This window comes from Parasphingomonas halimpatiens (assembly GCF_036663795.1).
GTDB lineage: Bacteria > Pseudomonadota > Alphaproteobacteria > Sphingomonadales > Sphingomonadaceae > Sphingomonas.
In genome coordinates, this window is sequence record NZ_JAXOJP010000022.1 from 1 (window position 1) to 23,331 (window position 23,331).

A 23,331-nucleotide genomic window follows, 5' to 3' on the forward strand; every position below is an offset into this window, starting at 1 on the left:
GGATGCATCGGGCGACTACGCCTCCTGGTTCCTCAACGACACGGCGATCATCGGCGGTGGCAGTATCGGCAATCCCGGTGCCGGCTGGACGTTCAAGGGGCTGGCCGATCTGAATGGCGACGGCAAGGCCGACATGCTGTTCCAGAACAGCACCACCGGCGTCTATGCCAGCTGGGACCTCGACGGCGCCGCGATCACCGGCGGCGGCAATATCGGCAATCCCGGCGGCAGCTACACCCTCGCCAAACTGTTCGACATCAACGGCGACGGCAAGGCAGACCTCGTGTTCCAGGATGCCTCCGGCCATTATGTCGCATGGCTGATGGACGATACACACATCCTACAGGGATCAATGCTCGGCACCGCCAATACCGGCTTCCATCTCGTTTGAAGTGAGCACTACCATCAGCGGGATGAAACCGGCTGCATCCGTCGGGCTACCGGCGGGAAAACATCACATCGACATAAGTCTGTGATAACAGCCATTCCATGCTCTCGCGATGCGCGAATGGGTCGCTTCCGAGTTCAATGCGATAGCAATGAAACCCTTCAAAATATTGGATGATTTTGTCCGGGTCGACCCCTGCTTCCGCCATTTGGCTTCGCGACCATTCCATGATGATTTTGATCTCCGGCGAGCGCTCAATTATTTTCCTTGCGCCGCTCAGGACACCATATTCATGACCTTCGACATCGATCTTCATAAGATCGACGACCACGTTCGCCGGAACGACGTCGTCAAGCCGCACCGCTGCCACCTTCACGCGATCCGCATCGGGTGATTCCGATGCCGAAAGACTCGCATTGGCGCCATGCGCCCGCGGAATGTATAGGGTCACTTCCCCGCTGAAATCGGCGACCGCAACTTCGTGCACCTCGATCGGTGCCATCGACCAGTTGATCTCCAGATTGCGCCGTAGCAACCCGGCCAGCTTCGGGTTCGGCTCGAAGGCGAAAATTCGACCATTGCCGCGTGCGCCTATCAGCACGCCCGCCAGGCAGGTGAAGTAGCCGAAGTTGGCTCCGATATCGACGACTACACTGTCCGGCGTACAAATTTCACGGAACAGGTTGGACAAGTCCGATTCCCATTGCCGGTAGACGATCATCTGCGGTGCAATGATCATATCGTCGGGGTCGATAAAATATTTGACGCCGTGGATCGTCTGAGTAAGCATGGAGCCGTCGGGGAAAGTTGCTGCGAAGGGGCCGACAAGCTGCCTGATCGCGCGGACTGTTTCCTTTATCTCGGCAATATCTCTATTTAGAGAATCTAATTTCTCGATAATCTGTAGCTGCATGTCTTCGATCATCGCGATCTGTCTTTCTTGTTGTTGCTTTCGCTCCCTCGAAGGTCAGGGACGCCTGATCGGTCTTGCCGCTAATCCCACTCTCAACGACCGGCTGTCGTAACCCGCAAGTGAGCTGCCTTGTTCCTTATCAAAATTCGATAAACAGCTCGGGATTATCATTTGTGTCACCGGCTTGGAGTCTTGCTGATTGTAGCATTTTCTCGATCTCGGGAGTTGCGGGCCCGCGTTCTTCCCAATCCGGCTTCCAATCAATGCTTTCGGCGATCAGCAACGAGTTAAGCTTTGCGTTGAGGCCGCTGGGCGCGCGGCGCGCCACCGATCCGCCCAGATCCATTACTGGACGCATCTGGGTCGGCCGCATATGTGATTTCGCCGCCGCACGTAGCGCGGCCCGGGCACGTGGCCAATCCGCAAAGCCGCTGGCAATCGTCATGATATGCGGCAGAACCTCCTCGATGTCACCCAGATGATCGCAAAGGGTCGCGCTATCCAGGCCCCCCAGCTTGGCGCCAGAGAGTTTACAAATCTCGTCAAACCACTGTTTGTCGATCATGCTTGCACCTTTCGCGCGGCGACAGCGTCGCGATAAATTTGCGCCAGACGAGCCGCCATGACTGAAACGCTGTATTTTTCCTGGTACCGCGTATGTGTACTTTGGCTAAGTCGATCAAGTGCCGCTGGATCGCGCGCGAGCCCGAGCAATATATCGCACGCTGCGGCCACAAAATCGGCGTTCTCCGGTATCAGACGTCCCGACACGAGGTCATCCACCACTTCGGGCAGCGCGCCGGCCGCCATGGCCAACACCGGCGCGCCAGCCGACATCGCCTCGATCGCGACCAAGCCGAACGATTCGAAGCGGCTTGGCACCAGTACGATATCACTGTCGGCAAAAAGTTCATCGAGGCGTTCGCGGCTGACCAGCCCGTGGAAAGTCGCGTTTTTCAGCTTTCCTATCTCGACCCCGCTTTCGGCCTCCGCCTTGGTCGCGATCTCACCATCAACGCGTTGGCCGACGAAATCGAAATTGACGTCGGCCGCGTCGAACATTGCCGCCGCCACTTTCAACGAAAGATCATAGCCCTTACGAATTTCCATGCGGCCCGGCACCAGCACGCGCAGGCCCCCGCGCTGGCGGCTCCTCGCTCGCTTTTCGTCCAGCGATATACCACAATCGGCGAGGATGTCGGGCGTCCCGTGCGGCACCGTTTCGCACCGCGCCGCGATGTCGACGCCATAAGCTTTCTCGATCTCGCGCGTCACGGTATGGCTATTGGCGAGGATGGCGGGCGCGCGTTCGAGCGCCCCTTTCTCCGCCGCGATCATCTTGTCGATGAAGCTGCGTCCATAAATGACGCGCGCATTCCACTCCGGCTTGAACGGTCGCGCGAGGAGATAGCTGGTGTGGAGGCTGAGGATCGTCGCCAGGCTCGGATCGTCTAGCACCGGCAACGCTTCGAGGTCCCAGATGGGAAAGGAAACGAGGTCCAACCCGAAGGTCTTGATGAAGTCTATCTCCCTCATTACCCCGGCGATCCACTCACCGACACCAGAGGCCGGAAGGCCATAATGCGCCGCAATCGCTGGCCCTCCCTCCACGTCGGCGGCAATGGCATGATGCCAGATTCCGTCGCGGAACCGCCGGCTGGGGAGCGCCGTCGCTCGCGAGATGACGTGAACCTTGATGCCGAGGTCGCGTAGACCTTGCGCCACCAATGCCGTCCATCGCGCGATGCCGGCATCGTTGGCAGGCGGAATACCCTGCGAGACGAGCGCGATGCGCAGATCATCTGTGCCGCTCAATTTCAGCAACCTGCCCGGATCCCGATCGAGCGACAGGTCTCCGTGTCGCTTGCCTTCGCTCAGCGCCTTGTGGCTTGCAGCGAGCCCGGTTTCCGTGCCGACTTCGACGTCGAGATCGAGGCTGGTCCTATGGCTATGAGAGATGTCGCCATGGTCCGCCAGCCACTTGTTCGCGCGGAACAATTCCTCGCGATAATCTTCCAGTGCCCTTGCTATCGTTGTCTGACCGGTTTGCTGGCCGTGGCGGTTGACAAAATAGGTCTTGCTGACGACCGATGGGTAGAGCGTTCGAGGTTTGCGAGACGGTGAGCGAACATGGCTCTCCGCGAACTGGTGGAAGATCAGGGCCGATGGCTCGTACTTGATGTGCCAGCCTGCATCCACCAACCGCAAGCACACATCTGTTTCGTCGAGCAAATAAGCGAACACATGATCGAACCCGCGGATTTCAAGGAGCGCCGCGCGTCGGAAGCTCGAATTTGTTCCCAGCAGGCTGGGATAAGCGGGAGTGCCGGGGAAATTCAGCGTCCCTTCGTCGAAAATGGCATTGACGAAATGGGCGTTGCCCAAGCGGTCACAGATCGTCTTGCGCACCTGCCAGCGGACGCCGGTATTATCGACGGTAAAGCCACCAACGCCCCCCAAACGCGGATTCTGATAGTGGGGCGCGAGCTTTTTCAGCCATTTGGGATGCGGCACCGCATCATCGTCGAGAAAGGCGACAATGTCGCCGGCGGCCGCTGCGATCCCGACGTTTCGCGAGACCGAGAGATTCGGGACATCGCACCGTAGATGCTTGATCCGGTCCGACCAGCGCGCCAGCACTTCCTCGGTCCGGTCGGTTGATGGGCCATTGACGACGATCAACTCGAAAGAAGGGTAGTCGAGCTGGAACACGCCGCGAATCGCGTCATCGAGCAAATCGGCGCGGTTCAACGTATTGATGACGATGCTGACGCTCGGCAGCGCAGTGCTCGGATCGTGCGTCACAACTCACCTTCTTGAACGAGTTCGAGCCAGTTCCAGTTGGCACGCTCGAAGCACGGATCGGCGATCATCCGGGCGAGAACCTGATCGAGCGTCGCGCAGCTGCGCATCAAGCCGACGATTTCCTCCGCGTCGAGGCCGTCAACGTGCCACACCAGTCGCGCGAGTGCAGTGATGGTCGGGCGGGTTGGCAACTGATCAGCGCCTGTCGCGGCGTCTTTGCGAAACCGGATAGGAAAGCTTCCGTCATCGACGCCCTGCTGCTGCAACACGAAGCGCAGATGGTCGAGCACATCCTCGGGCGCCCCGCCGATCGCGCACGCGGTACGATAGGAAGTTTCAGCTTCGGCGTTGCGCCCCTGCTCCTTGAGCATATGGCCATGCTGGACCCAATACCCCCCCCAACGCGGATCGAGCGCCAAGGCTGCCTCATAACCGACTTCCGCTTCGTGCCAGCGATGTGCATCTCGATCGGCGTCCGCCTTGCGGACGCGCGTCCAGAATTCGCTACCGCGCGCAGGAGCGTCAGGCCGTGTGCCAGCGGCCGATTTGGCCGCGTTGGTGATGGATCGCGCCACGCGATCACGCGCGGTACGGAATACTGACAAAATGACGGCCCCCCTTGCTTGGCCCGCGACGCGCGACCAGCCCCACGATAATGGGATAGCCTACTGCGTTCTATGGTAAAGGTCTCATGTCAAGCCACATTCCGGCCATCGGCATGAAAGCGGATCGACCGTCCTCATCGCGCCGCGTTATAGGCCTTGGCGACGATGGACGTGGGCAAATCTCCTCTTGCCAGCCTTCTCGTGAACCGCTTCGGAGTCCATGTCGAGCCGGTTCGCGACTTCATCTGATAAAAGCAAGTCGAAGCTTCGGCACTATCCTCTACGAGAAAGATCAGGTCGTCGAAGAAATCGAAAAGCGCAACGAAGCCGTCGCCGTTTTGATAGGCATCAAGGGTACGCGGCGCCTCTGCAATCGGCGCCTTGGATGCCATCGAAATCGTCCTCCGCGGAGGCAAGTTGCCAAGCGGTTACACCTTTGCAACCTGCAATATTGTGGTTTGAACGGTTTGCGGTCCCGAAGTGACCGCGCACGTTGCATCGATTACGTCATACTACCACAGGTCACGCTCGGCGTCGGCGCGCGCAGCCTGTTCATCCGAGCCTCCACCCTGACCGACGGATTACCCGAGCCCGGGCATTCGATTTCAGCGAGTTTTCGAGCGCGCTGCGGAGATCCGCCTTCAGGAGAAACCAAAAGCAGGCTGAACGACCGAATTTGGGCGCATTGCGGTCGCGAGGCGTACCGCATCGCTCCGTAAAATCTCGCGCCAAGTGTGGGGAAAAATGTGGGGTCGCCGGCAGCGGTGAAGGTTTTTTCATCGAAAAATCATATTGATACGAAGGAGTCTGAGATTCCTCCCGCTCCGCCCAATACATGCAGCAAGCTGCTCGGCGATGTGATGGGTGCGCGCTTCCGGGGCCCGAGGGGTCCGCGACGACGGCTGCTCGCGTCGATTGGGCGTAGCACGCCCTCGCCAATGGCGACTGACACCATAACCCGGGATGCAGACGGGCAATGCGCGAATCGGGACCTACCATTGCTTCCTGGCCGCTGGCGCGCTGCTTTGCGTCACATGACATCGGCGCCTTCGAGCGGCGGGCTGCCCCCCCTGCCCCCGTCCGTTCAGCGGTGGATCGTTATGGTGCGGCCGTCATATACCAGCGTCTGTGCGGCATTTGGGCTGAAATCGGGCGCGGATGTGCTCTTCGGGGAATAGAAGCGCACCGAGATCGATCGCTTCGTCGCCATCCCGTCATAGTTGCCGCTTCGTGCTCCGATCGTCAGCGATCCGGCCTTGTCGTCCCAGCGCACCGGGATGCGGGCATAATTGCCCTTCGCATAGCCATCGCTGAGCCCGTCATCCTCGTAGAGCGAATAGCGACCGTCGGCCCCCGTAAAGACGTGCAGGACGATCGGCCCGCCGGGTTGTTCGGCAGTGGTCTGAACGTCCGGCCCGGTCGGCAGGATCGCACCGGAGCGCACGAACATCGGCATGCGTCCGTACGGCGCCGCCGCGAGGATCGACTGGCCACCAGGGTAATAGGTGCCGCGATTGAAGTCGTACCAAGCTGCCCCGGCCGGCAGATAGACTCGCCTGCTCCGCGCCTTGAACTCGGACACCGGCGCGACGAGCAATGACGGACCGAACATATATTCGTCGTCGATCCCCCAGGTCCGGCGATCGGCGCCGAAATCCATCACCAGCCCACGCATGATGCTGCCATCGGAAAACCAGGTGTCTGCGGCGGTGGTGTAGATGTACGGCATCAACCGGTAGCGCAGCTTGTCGTACCAGATCATCGATGCCTGCATCGCGGGGTCTTTGGCCGAGATCTCGTAGATCTCGCGGTACGGGAATTCACCGTGGCTGCGGAAGAGCGGCGAAAAGGCACCGAACTGGAACCAGCGCAGGTTGAGTTCGCGCCATTCGGGTTGATCGGCGAGGCGCTGCTGGGTGTAGCGATCCTCGACCGCGAACCCGCCAATGTCCTGGCTCCAGTTGGGCACGCCCGACATCGAGAGGTTGACCCCCGCCGATATCTGATCCCGCAGATTGTCCCAGCGCGCCGCAACGTCGCCCGACCATACCGCCGCGCTTGACCGCTGGATGCCCCCGAACGCCGACCGCGTCAGGATGAACGCACGGCGCCCCGCCTGGACGCGGCGCAGATTGTCGGCGACCCCCTCGACATGGACGAGCGGATAGGTGTTGAACACCGCCGCACCCGGACCGCGCGCGGTCGGTCCCATTTGAAACGACCGCTCCTCGATCGACAGATTCGAATGCCAGTCGGGCTCGTCAGAATCGAGCCACCAGCCATCGAAGCCCTTAGAGACGAGCTTGTCGTTGACCTGATCGAAATAACGATCCCGCGCGGCCTTGGTATAGGGGTCGTAAAAGGTGTTGGCATAGCCTGGGCCGACCCAGTCCTTCTGCCCCGCATCGAGCGGACGGCGATAGAGAAAACCCCCGTCATCGAGCGCCTTGCCATTCGCGGTGTTCGGATAGAATTTGGCCCAAACCGAAATCATGATCCGTGCGTCGAGCGCGTGGACATCATCGACCATCTTCCTGGGATCAGGGAAGCGGCTGGCATCGAAATCGTGGTTGCCCCACTGATCGTCGACCCAGTAGCGCCAGTCGAGCACGATATTGTCCAGCGGGATGGCGCGCTTGCGATATTCGCGCACCACATCGACCAGTTCGGTCGCGCTGTTGTAGCGCTGCCGGCTTTGCCAGAAACCATAGGCCCATTTGGGGATCAGCGACGCCTTGCCGGTCAGCGTGCGATAGCCCGCGATAGCCCCATCGATGCTGCCGCCACCAACGAAATAATAATCGATGTCCTTGCCGACATCAGACGTCATCCACAGCGAATGGCGGTCGGCCGTCGGCATCGGATCATTGTGGACCAGCGCGATATAGCCGGCATTGGGTTCCCACTCGACGCAGATCGCAACGGGCTTGCCCGCAGCCATCGGCAAGTCGAAATTGTGGAACCACGGGTTCCAGTTCTGCCGCCAATGCGACAGCACCAATTTTCCGTCGGCATAGACCTTCATATAGCTGGACGCGTAGAGCCGGAATTTGTGGACCCCGGTGCGGTCGGCCGTGACGTTGCCGGTCCACACGACCTTCTGTTCCTGGATATTGACGCCGGCGGTGTTCTGCCCGCTTTCGCCCGACGGCTTGACGGTGGATTTTCCCGCTGCGGGCCAGTTCTTCTGGTCGCGGATAAACTGATAGTTGATCGTCTTTTCCTGGCGACTGACCGCGAGCGTGGCGCCGAGGTAATAATCGGCCTTCCATCCCGGCTTGCCCGCGCTCGTCACCTTCAGGTGGTCGCCGACTAGCGCATAAGGCCGCGGATTGCCGAAGCGCGTGATCCCGTCATTGTCCCACAGCAGCCCGTAGCCGCGCGTCGAGACGACGAACGGAATCGCAATGTCCATATTGTGCTGGGCGAGTTCGACGTCCTCGCCATTGTAATTCATCTGCCGGTTCTGATGCTGACCGAGCCCGTAAAACCCCTCATCGGTGCCACGGTTGAACTGCTGACTGAGCGAGAAATACGGTTTCCCCTCGATCGCTACCGGTCGGAACGGGGTACGCGGCGCTTCGGTCAGCAGGGGCTTGCCCACGGCATCGAAGAAGCTGACCGATCCATCGGACAGGCGGATACGCGCGCTCGCCCTGGGCAGCGTGAGCGACACATAGCCATGGGCATTGACGATCACCGGGTTGCCGTCAGGCCTGGCGATGACCATCAGGCTGTCGGGTACGTCGTCGAAGCTGCTCTCCGGCACCGCCGTCACGCGAAATGTGGCGTCGCCATAGGCAAGGGCGCGCACGCGCCTTGCCGCGCCCGAGGCCGGGGTGACGACCACGCCATGGCCAATCCGCGCGACTGATCCTGCGGCCTCGGGAGCGGCGAACGCCACGCCCGAAGCCAAGGCCGCCATGGTCCCGACCGCGGCGATCATCGTCGATCCAAGAGCCATCCATCGCAACGCGCTCATTTCCACGCCCCCATCGTCACCATCAGCCACACCGGCTTGCCGGTGAAATTCAGCCCGTAATCGGTCTGATCGCCATTCCAGACCCGCTCGAACACCCAATGGCCCTGCGCGTCGAAATGCCCCTCCTCGACGCGCAGCATCAGGCCGTTTCCGCCGCTCGCATCGGCGACGCGCAGCCGCACGTCGCTGCCCGTCACGAGGAACCGGTCGGGCGCGAGTTGCGCAACCAGGGCGCCGCCCAGCGGCTGCCCCTTGGTCGGCGAGGGATCCGACTTGATCCAGGTCCAGTCGCGCTCGCCGAACCGCCAAAGGTCATATTGCGCGGTGATCCGCCACCGCCCGAAGGTCACGGATTGGTCGGCGGCATCCTCCATCTTGGCGACGCCCCAGACGGGGTGCTCGAACGCGATCTTCGCCCAGGTTCGCGCCATCGGGGCGAGTAACCGGTATTTCGTGGCGAACGCTTCGATCGTGGCATCGTCCACGTCCTTCGCGCCGAGCGGATAGTTCGAGTAACCGGTCGCATCGAACCCGAACGGCGCGAAGCCGATCGCCCCTTTCCCGAGCACCGGCCACAAAAAGCGCGCATAGTCGGCCGAGTTGCCGGTTTCGGGGATCATGAGCGGGTTGTCGGGCCGCGCGTACAAATCGAGGTATTTCGCATAGGCCAGCGGATCCCGATTGTAGATATCGGGCGCGACCAGCGCGATGTGCGGCGCGGCCGCGCGCCATACGCCGATCACGGGCCAATTGGGTCCGCCGCTCGCACCGTCCGCTTCGGCCGGCCCGAACGGGTCGCTCAACGCGGCATTGGCGTACATTGGCAGGTTCTTGACCTGCTGCCCGGCGGCGGCGATTTCATCGACGTAGCGCGCGACATACCAGGCGTTGAACGCGGTATCGGCCAGCTTGCCGAACGCGGCGGTCCAGTTGCCGGACTTGCCCGTCTTCTTCGCCAACGCTGCAGGGATGGGCTGCGCGAACAGCTTCTGCGCGTCGGACGAGAAGTCGCGTGGCGAAGTGTAGCTGCCGGTTTCGTTTTCGACCTGTACCATGATGACGGTATTTTGCGGATCGATTGCCTTCAGATGCTGCATCATGGCGACGAAGGCGTGCTTGTCCGCCTCCAGCGTGGTGCGGGCGTGCGGGCTCAGCGCGTAATGCGGCTTGCCGTCGCGCGTCCGCATCCGCGGAAAGCGTGCATTGTCAGTCTTGACCCATTGGGGGGCATAGCCGGGCGCCGTGTTCTTCCACGTGCCGAACCACAACAGGACGAGCCGCAGATTATGCTCACGGGCGCCCTTGAGGAGCGCATCGAGGTAGGAAAAATCGAACCTGCCCTCGACCGGCTCGATCTGCTCCCACGCCACCGGGATTTCCAGCGTATTGGCGTTGAGCCGCTCGAGCACCGGCCACACCTTGGGCAGGACGTCCGGGTAGTTGCTGGAATTGTTCGCCTGCGCGCCGAGCATCAGGAACGGTGCGCCATCGACCAACAGTGCCGAGCGCCCGTCCTTCGATACCAGTTGCGGCAGCTCGGACGCCGCCCGTGCCGGCAATACCGACGCCGCGAGCACCAGCGACAAGCAGACTGGTGGCATCGAGCGACGCACCATCAACGCCAAGCGCGACCGGCCCCCCGACCGAATCTTGCCACTGCCCGGCGCGCCCTGCCGCCCTTCGATCATCGCACCGGCATGGGGTATGGGGAAGTCTTAGATGCCGCCGGACTGGTCGCCAGTTCGTAAAGATAGGTGCGCCGCTGCGGCGATCCGATCGGCATCTTGCCGAGACGGCGACGCTGATCGGCGGTCAGCGTGAACTTGGCATAGCCCCGCTCGCGCAGGCAGGCATCGACGGCGGATTGCAACACGGTCTTGAGGTGGTCGATTCGGCGCTCGGGCGCGACGCTTCGGCGGATCCGCTCATACTCATTGGCGCGCCGCACCGCATCGTCGACCGGGTCGGCATTGGGTGCCGCCGTCGCCGCGCTCTGCGTCGCGTCGTCGAGTTCGCGCGAGCCGCGCACGAACGCCTTGGCATCATCGGTGTGCGCGATATCGAGATAATAGCCACGCTCGGCGCAAGCGATCGCATCGCTGCGATATTGCTCGAACGAAACCCCGGGCTTGCTCCAGCTTTCGATCGGCTTGCGGGTCGCAGCCCCAAGCGGCATCGTGGCGATCATCGTCGCTGCTATCGCCAGTGTTCTGCGCGTCCTCATTGGTTGCGCGGCAAACGCGAAGTGTCGAAAGCCGGCCCGAGATCGAACACGCGGATCGGTCCGACATCGACGACATGTTTGTCGCCCGCCAGATGCACTGTCGCCTGCGCGCCGCCCGCCGCAAGCGCCTGCACCGCCTTGCCAGTCGCATAATATTGCGCCCACTGGTTGGTGATCGCGGCATTATCCCCCGCCAGATTGGCATAGGGCGGACCCGAGGTGGTGATGCCGATGAAGGGCATCGGCATCGTCTCACCGTCCTTGAGATTGGGCGCGCGCAGGTACACTGCGAGATACAGGACATCTCCCGCCGCGATCGGCTTCGTCAACGGCATGACGACACCGGCATCCCAGGCATTGGCGCCCTTGGCGGTCACCGTCACGCGCGTCATCGGATAGCCCTTGGGGCCGTCCTTATCGAACACCACGGCGGTCTGGCCGGGGCCATAGGCATTCCATGGCGTGATCGGGTTGTTGATCATCTTGTCGTTCAGCCCGCCAGAGGCTGCGGGTTTGGCAGGCGCTGGCGCCACGGTCTGCGCTACCGCTGCCGACAAGCCAGACACCGGGAGCGCGGCAGACACGATTAGAAATGCACCCCTCATCCTACATCTTCCTCCATCGTGCGCGGTCGGCAAACTTTTGCCGCCGCGTTATCGTCCCGTTACCGCTTCGGCGCATGTTCGAACGCCATCGCGATCGCCGCATGGAGCGACTTGGCGGCGAAGCCGTCGTCATAGGGGCTTGGCCGACGGTGCGATCCGTCGGGGCGCGGTTCGAACCCTTCGATCCAGCTGTAGCGGTCGGTCATGCCCCAAACGAGCACGTCGCGGAGTTGCGGATAAGCGAACATCACGTCGAGATAGGCGCGGGCATAATCAGCCACCGCCTGATCGCGCGGGCCAATCGCAGCGGGCAGCGCGTTGTCGCGCACGTCGAATTCGGTGACCAGCAAGGTCAACCCGAGCCCCGTCACTTCATCAAGAAACCGCTGCCACCGCTTCTGCATCGCCAACATGCCCCCGGCTGCGGCCGCTCCTTGCGTGATGATGTGCGACTGCACGCCGAGCGCATCGACCGGGACGCCACGCTTCCGCATGCCCTCGATCAGGCGCAGCACTCCGTCGCAATGCGCCTCCATGCCGGGCTCCCAGCTCATATAGTCGTTATACACGAGCTGCGCCTGCGGTGCCTCGGCGCGCGCCGTGTGGAAGGCGAGATCGACGAGGCCCTCGACCGAGCCACAGGCCCTGGACAGCACGGTCTGCTCCAGCGTCCCGTCGTGGTCGTTGACCGTTTCGTTGACGACATCGTAGCTGGCGATCCGCCCGCGGTAGCGACGCAGCACGGTCTGGATGTGGTTGGTCAGCAGGCGCTCCGCCTCGATTTTCGGCGTCGGGCCAAAATCATGCGCATTGAGCCATTTCGGTAACCACTTAGTGCGGTGCCACAACAGATTATGTCCGCGGACCGGCAGATGCGCCGCATCGGCCCAATCGAGCATCGCATCGAAGCGCCTGAAATCAAAGCTGGTCGGGCCGGGACGGACCGATTGCCATTTCAGTTCATTCTCGGCCACCAAGACACCGCAATCGGCGCGCAACAACCCCGCATAGGCTGGATTGGCGAACGAGCCGGCATCGGCGCCGGCAGGGCTCCACGCAAAGGCCGACCCGAAGCGCATGCCCTTGGCAACTGCCAGCGCATTGAGGCCCGATGCTGAGGCGGGCGCGGCATGGGCAATGGCGGGCAAGGCAGCCGCAGCGGCTCCCGCTGCGATCGCAGCGCGGCGCGTGATACCCGCGCGCGCGCCAGTGCCGATCAAAGCCATTCCACTCTCCCCGTCGAGCGATGTCCGAGCATCTGCCGGCACCGCTATTGATAGCGCTATCGTGGTCGCGCCGCTCCGAGCCTGTCAAGTGCAGACAGCGGGACAGCACCACGACGCGTCCTGCAGCGTGCCAATGCGTCATGTCCGCCTCCCGCCCATTCATTATCGCCACCACGGGATTGTGCAGACGAACGCGGCATGGTCGACACGCTTGGCAAGCCGATCATGGGTGCGCTACCTTGCCGCCATGGTATCGATCGCCCGGAACCGCCTTGCCGAGCGCCCCGGGGTCGACCCCGAGACGTTCGCGCGCGAGATCGCACCGTCGGCAACGCCGGTCGTGCTGCGCGGCCAGGTCGCGCACTGGCCCGCCGTCGCGGCGGGGAAGGCAGGGCCGCGCGCGATCGCGGAATATGTTGCGCGCTTCAGCGGCGGCGCCCCGCTCGACACGATGATCGCACGTCCCGAGGTTGGCGGCCGCTTCTTTTATGATGCCGATTGGAACGGTTTCAATTTCGTGCGCCAGCAGGTGCCGTTGCCCGGATTGATGGCGGAATTGCTGCGCCTCGCCGAAAGCGGCGAGACCGCGCCGCACGCGATCTATGCCAATGCCGCTGCCGCACCGGCGCATTCGCCAGGCTGGGCCGAGGCGAATCGGCTGGACTTGCCGGTCGATGCCACGGCGCGGTTGTGGATCGGCAATGCGGCGGCGGTGGCGACGCATTACGACGCATCGCCCAACATTGCGTGCGTGGTTGCCGGGCGGCGGCGCTTCACGCTGTTCCCGCCGGATCAGCTCGCCAATCTCTATATCGGACCGCTCGACCATACGCTGGCGGGGCCGCCGGTCAGCATGGTCGATCCCGAAGCACCGGATCTGGAGCGCTATCCGCGCTTCGCCGAGGCATGGAGGAACGCGCAGACGGCCGAACTCGGACCCGGCGACGCGATCTTCATGCCCGCTTTGTGGTGGCACCACGTCAAGGCGCTCGACGCGATCAACGTGCTGGTCAATTACTGGTGGGGCGAAGACAGCGCGGCCTCACCGTTCCTGGCTCTGGTCCATGCGATGATGGCGGTGCGCGATCTGCCCGATGCCGAACGCGCCGCGTGGCGCGGCTGGTTCGATCATCTCGTGTTCGACGCCGACGCCCCGCAGGCTGGCACGCATTTGCCCGAGCGGATGCGTACCGTCCTCGGCGCGCCGAGCGACGAGCGCAGCGCACGCATCCGGCGCTTCCTGATCGCAGCGCTCCAGCGTTTCGGTTAGCGCGACGGCGGCGGCGGCGCGTCCAGATATGCCGTCACCCACACCAACGGCGCATTCCAATTGATCGCCACCTCATTCATCGTGAAGGCAGAATTGGCATCGCGCCAGCAACGCATGCCGATGCAGTGGCCCTTCATCGTGCGCGCGACTTCGTCGGTCATCGCCGTCGAATTGGGTCCGCCAGACAGCACGCCCGGCGGCGGCCCGGGGTAACGCGCGTCGAGCGCCTTCGCCCAGAAGCGATGGTGCGGGTTGAGCAAGGGGCGCGTCCCGAATCCGGTTACGAAACTCTGATCGAGCGGATTGCGGCCAAGCAGATAGTCGATCACCTCGACAGCTCCATCGCGATATTTGCGATCCCCGGTGATGCGCTCCGCAAGCCCCAGGATCATCGCGCGGTTGAGCAGCCCGCTATTCGACCCCCAGGAAAAGGCCGCAGAGGCGTGAGGGATGCGATAGCCCGACGTGGCTTCTTCGGCGAGAAAACCATCCGCCGCCGCAACGATCCTGGCGCGCGCTGCGGCGCTTTCGGTCGGAGTCAGGCCAGTGGGCTGCGTCGCCAGGCTGATCGTCCCGAGCGCGGCGACATTGGCCCAGCTCGGTTCTGATAGCGGCGCGCGGAACGCATCCATCTTGCGCAGCGCGTCGGCAAACACCGCGCGCCCGGTCGTAACGTAGAGTTCCGCCGCCGCCCAATAGAATTCATCGGCGAGTTGGGTGTCGCCATACCCCCCGCTCCCCGTAAAGGTCGAAGGCGCATAGACCGCCGGATTGCGCAGCGCGGCGGCAAAGGCCCGCTCGGCGGCATGCAGGCATTGTTGCGCGAAAGCCGGGTCGATCGTCCGCCAGATGCGCGCGCACTGTGCGGCGGTGGCGGCGAGGTTGAGCGTTGCGGCCGTGCTCGGCGGATAGAGCAAGCGTTCCTCCCGGTCGTCGGCCGGCGCGGTCGGCACCCTGGTCCAATTGCGATCGGACACTTTGTGATGCGCCATGCCCGATGCGTCGATTTCGGTCAGGCGCAGCGCCGAGCCGCGCGGTTGCGGCCCGACCGGGACCATCGCCCGCTTTCCGTCGGGCACTTGCATCGCCATCAGGAAGCGCATTTCGAAGCGGGCTTCGTCGAGCAGATCGTCGATGCCGTTGCCGCTCTCGGGCAGCGCCGCCTTGCCATCGGCAAAGGCCGTATCGCCCCACTGGCGTTGCTGCTCGAAGAGGTTTTGCAACGTCCACAGCGCAACGCCGCCATTGACGACATATTTTCCCTGGTCGCCAGCGTCATACCAACCGCCCGTCACATCGAGCGAATAGGCGCAGCCGGGCCAGACATTGCCCTGCTCGTCCTTGCCGGAAAAACAGGTAGCGACCTCGTGAGCATGCCCGGCCGGCCGTGCCCATTGCTTGCCACCGGCATAGCGCGCTTCAATCGCAATACCGGCGCGTGACTGGTAGAAATAGTTGAGCGCCGCGTATTTGAGCGGTGTAAGCGGTGCTGCGGCAATCGTGACGATGCGAGGCTCTGCCCCCGCGACCGTCAGCGTGTAGCGTCCCGCCTGGGTGATCTCGGACAGATCGATTTGCTGCACCGTGTCGCCCGACGCGACATCCGGGCCGAAGGGTTTCGCGCTGCCGTTCAGAACCTCCCGGCCCGCTGAATCGGTCAGCGTCCAGTGCAGCGGCGCGGCAGACGATGTGGTCACGATCACGTGCTTGGTGTCTTGCCCGCCCAACGCGATTTGCCGCGCATGGACTGCCGGCACGTCCGAATCCGCGGCGCATAGCTGGCCCCCGGTGCAAACCATCATGGCGGTAATCAAGGCGCGCAATTTCCGGTGCATGATCATCATCCCTGCCGTGAAAGGCTATCGAGCAAGGTCGCGCGCATGCGACCGAGCTTTTCCGCGTCGAGTTCCCCCAGCACACCGCGCGCGGCGGGCGGCAGATGCGCTGCCGGATCGCCATGGGTACGGAACACCATCCAGTCGAACATCTCGCGCCACGCGGCGCGCTGATCGGCAGGCAAGGCCGCGATCGCATAGAGCCCCGCCAGCAGCGCATCATAGGCATCGCCGAGCCCCGGCGGTGCGGGGCTCCACCAATAGTTCATGAACAGGTTGACCGGAGCGAGCGAATCCACCGCATGCCACCAGTGAAATGGAATGTAGATCGCGTCGCCCGGTTCCAGTTCTGCGACCTGCGCATACCGCAACGCCTCGGCGAAGCGTGGGTAACGCGCAAGATCGGGCGCGGCGGGATCGACCACGCTTACCGGCGTACCCGCCGGGGTCAGCTCCAGCGGCCCCATATAGAGGTTGGGCAACTGGTCCGGCGGGAACAGCGTGAAGCGCCGCCGCCCTGCGATCACGACGCCGACATTTTCCATCAAATCGTAATGCGTAGCGACCCGGATCGCATTGCCGATCCACAGGCGCGGGACCACGTCCGGGTCGAGCAAATCCGTCACATTCTCCGCAGCGAAACCGGGGAGCAGATCGGGCACCGGGGCCGATTGGATCGCCATCGCATAGGGTTGCGCCGCGCCGCGATCGCGCAGCAGCCGATCGAGAAACGGATCGAGCGGCGATTGCCCACGTGTAAAGTTCAGCGCGGTGAGATCGTCAGTGTAGAAAAAGCGCCCCTTGATGGAGGGCTCGCCAACGATCGCCGGAAACGCCGCCGCATGGCTGAAGCGCTTGGCATAATCCACCATCGCCTCGTCCGAGCTGCGCGCCGCCTGCACAGCCGGCCAATCGCTTGCCAGCCCGCGCAGAATTGCCGGCTGGCCCGCAGGGCGAATTTCGCGATCGAAGCGCGCGCGATCCACGGCGCCATATTCGGCGATCGGCGTCACGACGCGCGTTTCAGCGGCATCAGCGAACAACCGATTTGCTGCAGGTAAACTTCCTGTAACGGCATGGCGGCGGCCGTATCGCGCACCACATCGCGGATATGATGCAGCCGTCTCAGCGTTTCGGCGTCCGACAGCACGTCCGCGGCAGGATGATAGCCGCCCGCTTCGATCCCCTGCCCGACCATCACCGCCAGCCAACTCGTTTCGGTGAACAGCTCCTGATGCTCCCGGAACACGCGGCCATTGGCGCGAAACATCGCGAGCTTGTCGGCAAGTCCGGCGGGCGGCGGCAGCGTGCGACAATAATCCCAGAACGCCGTGTCATCGCGCTCGGTCGCCTTGTAATGCAGCACGAGAAAATCACGAATATCGACATATTCGCGCTGCGTTTCGGCATTGAAACGGTCGATTTCGACCTGGTCGAAATGGCGCGTCGGCCATAGCGCCAGCAGCCGCGCGATGCCCGATTGCACGAGGTGGATGCTGGTCGATTCGAGCGGCTCGAGAAAACCCCCTGCCAATCCCAGCGCGACGACATTGCCGACCCAGGCGCGCTTGCGGTGTCCGGCGGTGAAGCGCAGCGGCTTGGGCTCGGCGAGCGGCGCACCGTCGAGATTGGCCAGCAACGTCGCGGCAGCTTCGTCATCCGAGATATGCGCGCTCGAATAGACATAGCCATTGCCGGTGCGATGCTGCAGCGGGATGCGCCATTGCCAGCCTGCTTCGCGCGCGGTCGAGCGCGTCAGCGGCTGGCGGTCGCCGCTGCTTTCGCACGGCACGGCAAAGGCCCGGTCGCACGGTAGCCACGACGACCAATCCTCGAACCCGGACGCCATCGCCCCTTCGATCAGCAGCCCGCGAAACCCCGAGCAATCGATAAACAGATCGCCCGGGATGCGCTCGCCCGATTGCAGGACGACGGCGTCGACCAGCCCGCTCTCGGCATTGCGCGCGATATCGATGATCCGCCCCTCGACGCGGCGCACGCGGCTAGCCTCGGCCAGGCGGCGCAGGAAGCGCGCATACAGCCCGGCATCGAACTGAAAGGCGTAACCGAGCTTCGACAAAGGCGAATTGGGCTGGTCGGGTCGCGGATGCGCAAAGCGGCTCGACAGCGCGCCCATCACCGACAGCGAATAGGCGTCAAGCGGGGTTTCGTCGCCGAGGCTGCGGCCCTTCAGCCAGAAATGGTGAAACTCCACGCCCTTCATGTCGAGGCCATAAAAGCCGAAGGGATGGACGTAACGATGCCCGATCCGCGTCCAGTCGACGAACTCGATGCCGAGCTTGTACGTCGCGTTGGTTTCGCGAACGAACTCGGCCTCGTCGATACCGAGCATGGCATTGAACAGGACGATCTGCGGAATCGTCGCCTCGCCGACGCCGACCGTGCCGATCTCGTCGGATTCGATCAGACAGATGTCGATCGTCGGATTTTCACCGAGCACGCGCGACAAAGCGGCGGCGGTCATCCACCCCGCCGTTCCGCCGCCGACGATGACGACGCGGCGGATCGCGTCCTCCCTCATACCGGCGACACCGGTGCGCCGAAGGGCGATTCGGATTCGAACGAGAAGGTCGGCATGTCCGCTGCACCTGGCGGCGGCACAGGCGGCGCGGCGGCGGCTGCCGCGAGTCCGACACTGTGCCGCACGAACTCGCCGTGCGGCGGGAGTTGCGCACAGACGTGCTGATATTCTTGTCGCATCTGCTCAAGCGCGATCGCGACCTTTTCCTCATCGAGCGCGTCGACCGCAGGCTCATACTGCTCAGGCACGATATTCTGGCCCAGCGCGACCGCGACCCAGCTCGTCGTCGCGAACAGTTCCAGCCCGTCGCGGAACAAGCGGCCTTTGGCGCGGAAAAGGTCGATCTTGCGCTGCAGGCTGTCGGGCACCTCCATCGTCCGGCACTGGTCCCAAAAAGGCGTGTCGCTGCGATTGGTCGCTTTGTAATGCAGCACGATGAAGTCGCGCGTATCCTCGTACAGGTCGCGCATCTGGCGGTTATATTCGTCACGCTCGACCGGATTGAACCGCTTGTCGGGGAAAAGCGCGATCAGCTTGGCGATGCCCGACTGGATGAAATGGATGCTGGTCGATTCGAGCGGCTCGATAAACCCGCTCGACAGGCCGAGCGCGACGACATTGCGGTTCCAGCTCTGCTTGCGGCGCCCGGTCGTGAAGGCAATCTTGCGCGGGTCGGCAAGCGGCGGCCCCTCCAGATTGGCGAGCAGGATGCGCTCGGCCTCGTCATCGTCCATGAACTTGCTCGAATAGATATGGCCGTTGCCCATGCGGTGCTGCAGCGGGATCCGCCATTGCCATCCCGCCGGGCGCGCGGTCGCCCGCGTGAAGGGGTCGGGATCGCCGGGGTAACTGCACGGCACCGCCACCGCGCGGTCGCATGGCAGCCAATGCTGCCAATTCTCGTAGCCTGTCTCGAGCGCTTCCTCGATCAGCAACCCGCGAAAGCCCGAGCAATCGATGAACAGGTCGCCCGCAATCGTCTGCCCATCGGCGAGCGTGATCGATTCCACATAGCCGTCACTGGCGCGCAGCGTCGTGTCGACGATCTTGCCCTCGATCCGCCGCACATCGTTGCACTCGGCATAGCGGCGCAGGAAGGCGGCGTAGAGCGCCGCATCGAAATGGAAGGCGTAAAGCAATTCGCGCACCACGCTGCGCGCATCCGCACGCGGCCGGGCAAAGCGACGCGCACCGGCCGCGACCGCGCTCATCGACCAAGCCGCGATGTTGGGCATGGGGCGCCGCATCGCTTCGCGCAGATAGAGCTGGTGAAAATGGATGCCCTGCAGGTCTTTCCCGAAAAAGCCGAACGGGTGGAAATAGCTTTCGCCCAAGCCTCCCCAATCGACAAATTCGATGCCGAGTTTGTAGGTCGCCTGGGTCTCGCGCAGGAACTCATTCTCGTCGATGCCGAGCATGCGGTTGAAGGTTAGCAACGGGGGAATCGTAGCCTCGCCGACCCCGACCGTACCAATCTCCTCGGACTCGACCAGCGTCACGCGTGTGTAACCCGTGTTGAGGAAGCGCGAGAGCGCCGCCGCAGTCATCCATCCGGCGGTACCGCCGCCGACGATCACCACTTCGCGGATCGCATGTTCGTTCATAACGCAACGTACCTCGATTGCGCGGCGCGATAGGCCGCATAGGTCGGAAAATCGGAAAGTGCGGAATCGATCGCGCCGCGCATGTCCGCCATGGCTTGCGCGACTTGGGCAACGGGCATCACCTCGACCAGCGGATCGATCCGCACGGGGAGCTCGCCCTGGCCGAACAACACCGCAAGCCAGCTGTCGCGCGAAAAGGTCTCCTCCTCATATACCGGCAAGCGCCCGCGCTCGCGAAACAGGCCGAGCGTATGCGCGAGCGTTGGCGGCAACGGGATCGCCGCAGCGGCGCGCCAGAAAGGTTCGCTTCGCCTGGCCGCTACATAGTGGAGCAGGACGAAATCGCGCACGCGGATCGCCTCGGCATAGGCCTGACGATTATATTCGGACAGCTCAACGGGTGCGCAATCGGTCCCCGGTAGCATCGCCAGGATCCGGTCGATCGCACTGTGCGCGAGGTGCAGATTGCTCCATTCGAGCGGCTCGATCGTCGTCGCGGCGTCGCCGATCGCGACGCAATTGCGCTGCCACGGGGTGCGCCGCGTTCCGGCAGCGAATCGGGTCGGCGGCGCAACTGCGTCCAACCCGCTCATCGTCCGCAACTGCGCGGCCGCCGTCGCATCGCCACAAAACGCGCTCGCATAGCAAAGGCCATAGGTCGCGCGCGCCACGCTCGCGGCCTGCCAAGCCCAGCCTGCTGCTGTGGCGGTAACCGTGTCGTGCAGCGCCATCGTCGCGGCTGCCGGCCCCTCGACGTGCAACACGCGATCACACAACAAACTGTGCGACCAATCCTCCCAAGCGCCGTCGTCAGGGTTGCACAGAACAGCTTCCGGCCCGGTCGCGTCGACGAACAGGTCGGCAGCGTGCGTCGTGCCGTCGTCGAGCGCGACATGATCGATAAATCCGTCGGTGCGCCGCTCCACCGCGGCAAACCCACCGGCATGCACGCGCACGCCGCAATGCTGGGCAAAAGCCTGCAACATTGCGCGATATTTGACGAGGTCGAGTTGCAACCCGGAGTCGTGATCGTCGAACAACCCATCCAATGTTGCCCCCGCCGGCGCTAGCCGCCCGGCGCGTGCCAGCGCTGCGGCGGGGGCGTGGCGATCGAACGGCGCCGCAACACCCGCCGCGGCGAGGCGCGTCCATTGCAGGTGGAACGACGTCGCGCCGAACGGCTTGCCGTGCGCACCATAAGCGTGGACATAATCGCCCGGAGCCGCAGCCCATCCGGAAAACAGCGTGCCCAGCCGGAGCCCGCTTCCGGTGCGCACCACCGCGTCGGCATCGGAAATGCCGAGATCAGCATGGAACCCCAGGATCGACGGCAAGGTCGGCACCATTGTATCGGCCAGCGCATTTGCGGCGACCGGGTGGGGCAAAATGGCCAGGTCGAGCCACGGCAATCGCCGTTTGAACGCCGCCGCCGCCGACCAGGCGACGATACCGCCGCCAACCACCAGCACGCGACGAATCGGTTGGCTCGGCCCTGCGCTACCGGCGTTCATCTCACGCCGCATCCGCCATTGCGCAATGACGCCTGATATAATCGAGGTGTGACGGCATGCTCGACACCGCTGCGCGGATATCGCCGTGCAGCGTCCGCATCCCGGCAATCAGGCCGGCTGCGTCCACTGCCTCGGCGCGCGGATCATAGCCCTCGGGGACGATCCCCTGCCCGACATAGACCGCGATCCAGCTGGCATCGAGGAACACGCCTTCGCGATATTTGACGACGCGCCCGCGCCGCCGGAACAATTCCATCTTCTCAGCCAGGCTGTCGGGGATCGGCATCGTGCGGACATAATCCCAAAACGGCGAATCATCGCGCGTCGTCGCGTGATAATGCAGGATCAGGAAATCGCGGATCCGGTCATATTCGAGGTCGATCAGCCGATTGAACTCGTCGCGGTCGACCCTTGAGACCTGCTTTTCGGGGAACAGTTCGATCAGCGCGGTGATCGCCGCCTGCACCAGATAGATGCTGGTCGATTCGAGCGGTTCGAGGAAGCCACTCGCCAAGCCTATCGCAACGCAATTGCCGACCCAACTGCGCTCGCGTCGCCCGGCGCGAAAGCGCAGCGGGCGGGGGGGCGCGATCGGTTCGCCTTCGACCGCCGCCTCCAGTGCTTCCGCCGCCTTGTCGTCCGATAGAAACGCGCTCGAATAGACATAACCGTTGCCGGTGCGATGCTGCAGCGGAATGCGCCAACGCCAGCCCGCCGGCATCGCGATGGCGCTGGTATAGGGTGTTACGTCGGTCATCGTTCGGCACGGCATCGCCATGGCGCGGTCGGCCGGCAACCAGTGCGACCAATCCTGGAACGGCTCTTCGAGCGCACCGCCAAGCAGCAGTGAGCGGAAGCCAGAGCAATCAACGAACAGATCGCCTTCGACCACCTCCCCGTCGCGCAGCGTGATCGAAGCGATGTCGCCGGTCTCGCCATTGCGCGTTACGTCGACGACCAGCCCCTCGCTGCGCCGCACCCCCAGATTTTCGGCAAGCGAGCGCAAATAGGGCGCGAACAATGTCGCATCGAATTGATACGCATAGCCGAAGGTGGAAGCGAGACTTTGCGGATCGGTCGACGGCACGTCGAACCGATTGAGCCGCGCCAGCATGCAGGCGAACGAGAATTCCTCGAGCGGCGGTAGATCGACGCCGCCCAACTTCAAACGCGTCCAATAATGGTGGAAATCGACTTGCCCGCGCCCGCGCCCGAAGGTCCCAAAGGGATGGACGTAACTGTCGCCGATCCGCCCCCAATTGCGAAATTCGATGCCAAGTTTGAACGTCCCGCGCGTCCAGGCCATGAAGTCGGCTTCTCGGATTCCAAGCCGCTCGTTGAACGCGCGAATGTGCGGCAAGGTCGCCTCGCCGACACCGACGATGCCGATTTCCGCTGATTCGACGAGCCGGATATCGCAACGATTCCCCAACAGCTTGGCGAGCGCTGCCGCAGTCATCCATCCGGCGGTCCCACCACCGACTATCACGACGCGTTGGCGAGGTGAATCAGCCATCTTCATCCCTCCCCTGCCGGACGCAGCCCACCTGGCGCAGGCCTGTCAATCCGTACGATCTCACCATCGCCCCACGCGTGGCACAACGGCAACGGGTCGATTGCAAAAACATGTTGCGTTCCAATTTCTGTTAGCGCAACCATTCAATCAATGTTAGCGTGACCATAATTGATCAGCGACAGCTGGCGAGACGGTTACAAGCGGGCGCGGGACAGCGCCATAAATGGGGAGGCTGGGGCCAATGAATAATAGGGGTAATTCGCCCGTTTCGCGTTCGGGCAAGGCGACCGCAATGTTGTGCGGTG

Annotated in this window: 18 protein-coding genes; 2 read left to right on the top strand and 16 right to left on the bottom strand. The window is 63.3% G+C overall.

Translation table 11 applies throughout. The annotated features are described in order from the left end of the window. On the top strand, positions 1-391 hold a 391-nt coding region (locus U1839_RS18525), incomplete at its 5' end, for an FG-GAP repeat domain-containing protein (protein WP_332805061.1). Positions 392-437: 46 nt separating this feature from the next. On the opposite strand, the gene U1839_RS18530 is transcribed toward U1839_RS18525, so the two are convergent. The 10 genes from U1839_RS18530 to U1839_RS18575 all read right to left on the bottom strand — a co-directional run bounded on the left by U1839_RS18530 (position 438) and on the right by U1839_RS18575 (position 12,748). Next, entirely contained in the window at positions 438-1,313 is an 876-nt protein-coding gene (locus tag U1839_RS18530; RefSeq protein ID WP_332805062.1) for an FkbM family methyltransferase, read from the bottom strand. Positions 1,314-1,440: 127 nt separating this feature from the next. Next, positions 1,441-1,866 carry a hypothetical protein gene (locus U1839_RS18535; RefSeq protein ID WP_332805063.1) on the bottom strand — a complete coding sequence of 142 codons (426 nt, stop codon included), beginning with the start codon at positions 1,864-1,866 and terminating at the stop codon, positions 1,441-1,443. Continuing rightward, complete coding sequence (locus U1839_RS18540; RefSeq protein WP_332805064.1) at positions 1,863-4,106, bottom strand: glycosyltransferase; 2,244 nt, start codon at positions 4,104-4,106, stop codon at positions 1,863-1,865. The genes U1839_RS18535 and U1839_RS18540 overlap by 4 nt, the downstream gene beginning before the upstream one ends. Next, entirely contained in the window at positions 4,103-4,525 is a 423-nt protein-coding gene (locus U1839_RS18545; RefSeq protein WP_332805065.1) for a hypothetical protein, read from the bottom strand. The genes U1839_RS18540 and U1839_RS18545 overlap by 4 nt, the downstream gene beginning before the upstream one ends. 320 nt (positions 4,526-4,845) lie before the next feature. Further along, on the bottom strand, positions 4,846-5,103 hold the full coding sequence (locus tag U1839_RS18550; protein ID WP_332805066.1) for a hypothetical protein: 258 nt from the start codon (positions 5,101-5,103) through the stop codon (positions 4,846-4,848). 692 nt (positions 5,104-5,795) lie between these two features. Next, the gene (locus tag U1839_RS18555) at positions 5,796-8,693 is read right to left on the bottom strand and encodes a glycoside hydrolase family 31 protein (RefSeq protein WP_332805067.1); all 2,898 of its coding nucleotides are present in this window, start codon (positions 8,691-8,693) and stop codon (positions 5,796-5,798) included. Beyond that, positions 8,690-10,294, bottom strand: coding sequence for a DUF5597 domain-containing protein (locus U1839_RS18560; RefSeq protein ID WP_332805068.1), 1,605 nt, complete (start codon positions 10,292-10,294; stop codon positions 8,690-8,692). The genes U1839_RS18555 and U1839_RS18560 overlap by 4 nt, the downstream gene beginning before the upstream one ends. An 83-nt stretch (positions 10,295-10,377) precedes the next feature. Then, positions 10,378-10,881, bottom strand: coding sequence for a hypothetical protein (locus U1839_RS18565; protein ID WP_332805069.1), 504 nt, complete (start codon positions 10,879-10,881; stop codon positions 10,378-10,380). Between the two features lie 32 nt (positions 10,882-10,913). Next, positions 10,914-11,474: a hypothetical protein gene (locus U1839_RS18570; RefSeq protein ID WP_332805070.1), complete on the bottom strand. Its 561-nt coding sequence runs from the start codon at positions 11,472-11,474 to the stop codon at positions 10,914-10,916. 107 nt (positions 11,475-11,581) lie between these two features. Then, positions 11,582-12,748: an endo-1,4-beta-xylanase gene (locus U1839_RS18575; protein ID WP_332805071.1), complete on the bottom strand. Its 1,167-nt coding sequence runs from the start codon at positions 12,746-12,748 to the stop codon at positions 11,582-11,584. 247 nt (positions 12,749-12,995) lie between these two features. On the opposite strand from U1839_RS18575, the gene U1839_RS18580 reads away from it, so the two are divergent. Continuing rightward, positions 12,996-14,018, top strand: coding sequence for a cupin-like domain-containing protein (locus tag U1839_RS18580; protein ID WP_332805072.1), 1,023 nt, complete (start codon positions 12,996-12,998; stop codon positions 14,016-14,018). Here the strand turns inward: U1839_RS18580 and U1839_RS18585 are convergent. From U1839_RS18585 to U1839_RS18610, 6 genes are read right to left on the bottom strand one after another with little or no spacing between them, the layout of a single operon-like run. Next, on the bottom strand, positions 14,015-15,862 hold the full coding sequence (locus tag U1839_RS18585) for a glycoside hydrolase family 9 protein (RefSeq protein ID WP_332805073.1): 1,848 nt from the start codon (positions 15,860-15,862) through the stop codon (positions 14,015-14,017). The genes U1839_RS18580 and U1839_RS18585 overlap by 4 nt on opposite strands. Then, positions 15,859-16,896 (bottom strand): cupin-like domain-containing protein, encoded by a 1,038-nt coding sequence (locus U1839_RS18590; protein WP_332805074.1) that lies wholly within the window; start codon positions 16,894-16,896, stop codon positions 15,859-15,861. Before U1839_RS18590 ends, U1839_RS18585 begins: the two co-directional genes overlap by 4 nt. After that, positions 16,863-18,395, bottom strand: coding sequence for a tryptophan halogenase family protein (locus U1839_RS18595; protein WP_332805075.1), 1,533 nt, complete (start codon positions 18,393-18,395; stop codon positions 16,863-16,865). Before U1839_RS18595 ends, U1839_RS18590 begins: the two co-directional genes overlap by 34 nt. Then, positions 18,392-19,999, bottom strand: a complete 1,608-nt coding sequence (locus U1839_RS18600) for a tryptophan halogenase family protein (protein WP_332805076.1) — start codon at positions 19,997-19,999, stop codon at positions 18,392-18,394. Before U1839_RS18600 ends, U1839_RS18595 begins: the two co-directional genes overlap by 4 nt. Next, positions 19,996-21,522, bottom strand: coding sequence for a tryptophan 7-halogenase (locus tag U1839_RS18605; protein WP_332805077.1), 1,527 nt, complete (start codon positions 21,520-21,522; stop codon positions 19,996-19,998). The genes U1839_RS18600 and U1839_RS18605 overlap by 4 nt, the downstream gene beginning before the upstream one ends. Beyond that, on the bottom strand, positions 21,512-23,026 hold the full coding sequence (locus U1839_RS18610; RefSeq protein WP_332805078.1) for a tryptophan halogenase family protein: 1,515 nt from the start codon (positions 23,024-23,026) through the stop codon (positions 21,512-21,514). The genes U1839_RS18605 and U1839_RS18610 overlap by 11 nt, the downstream gene beginning before the upstream one ends. Positions 23,027-23,331: the final 305 nt, after the last annotated feature.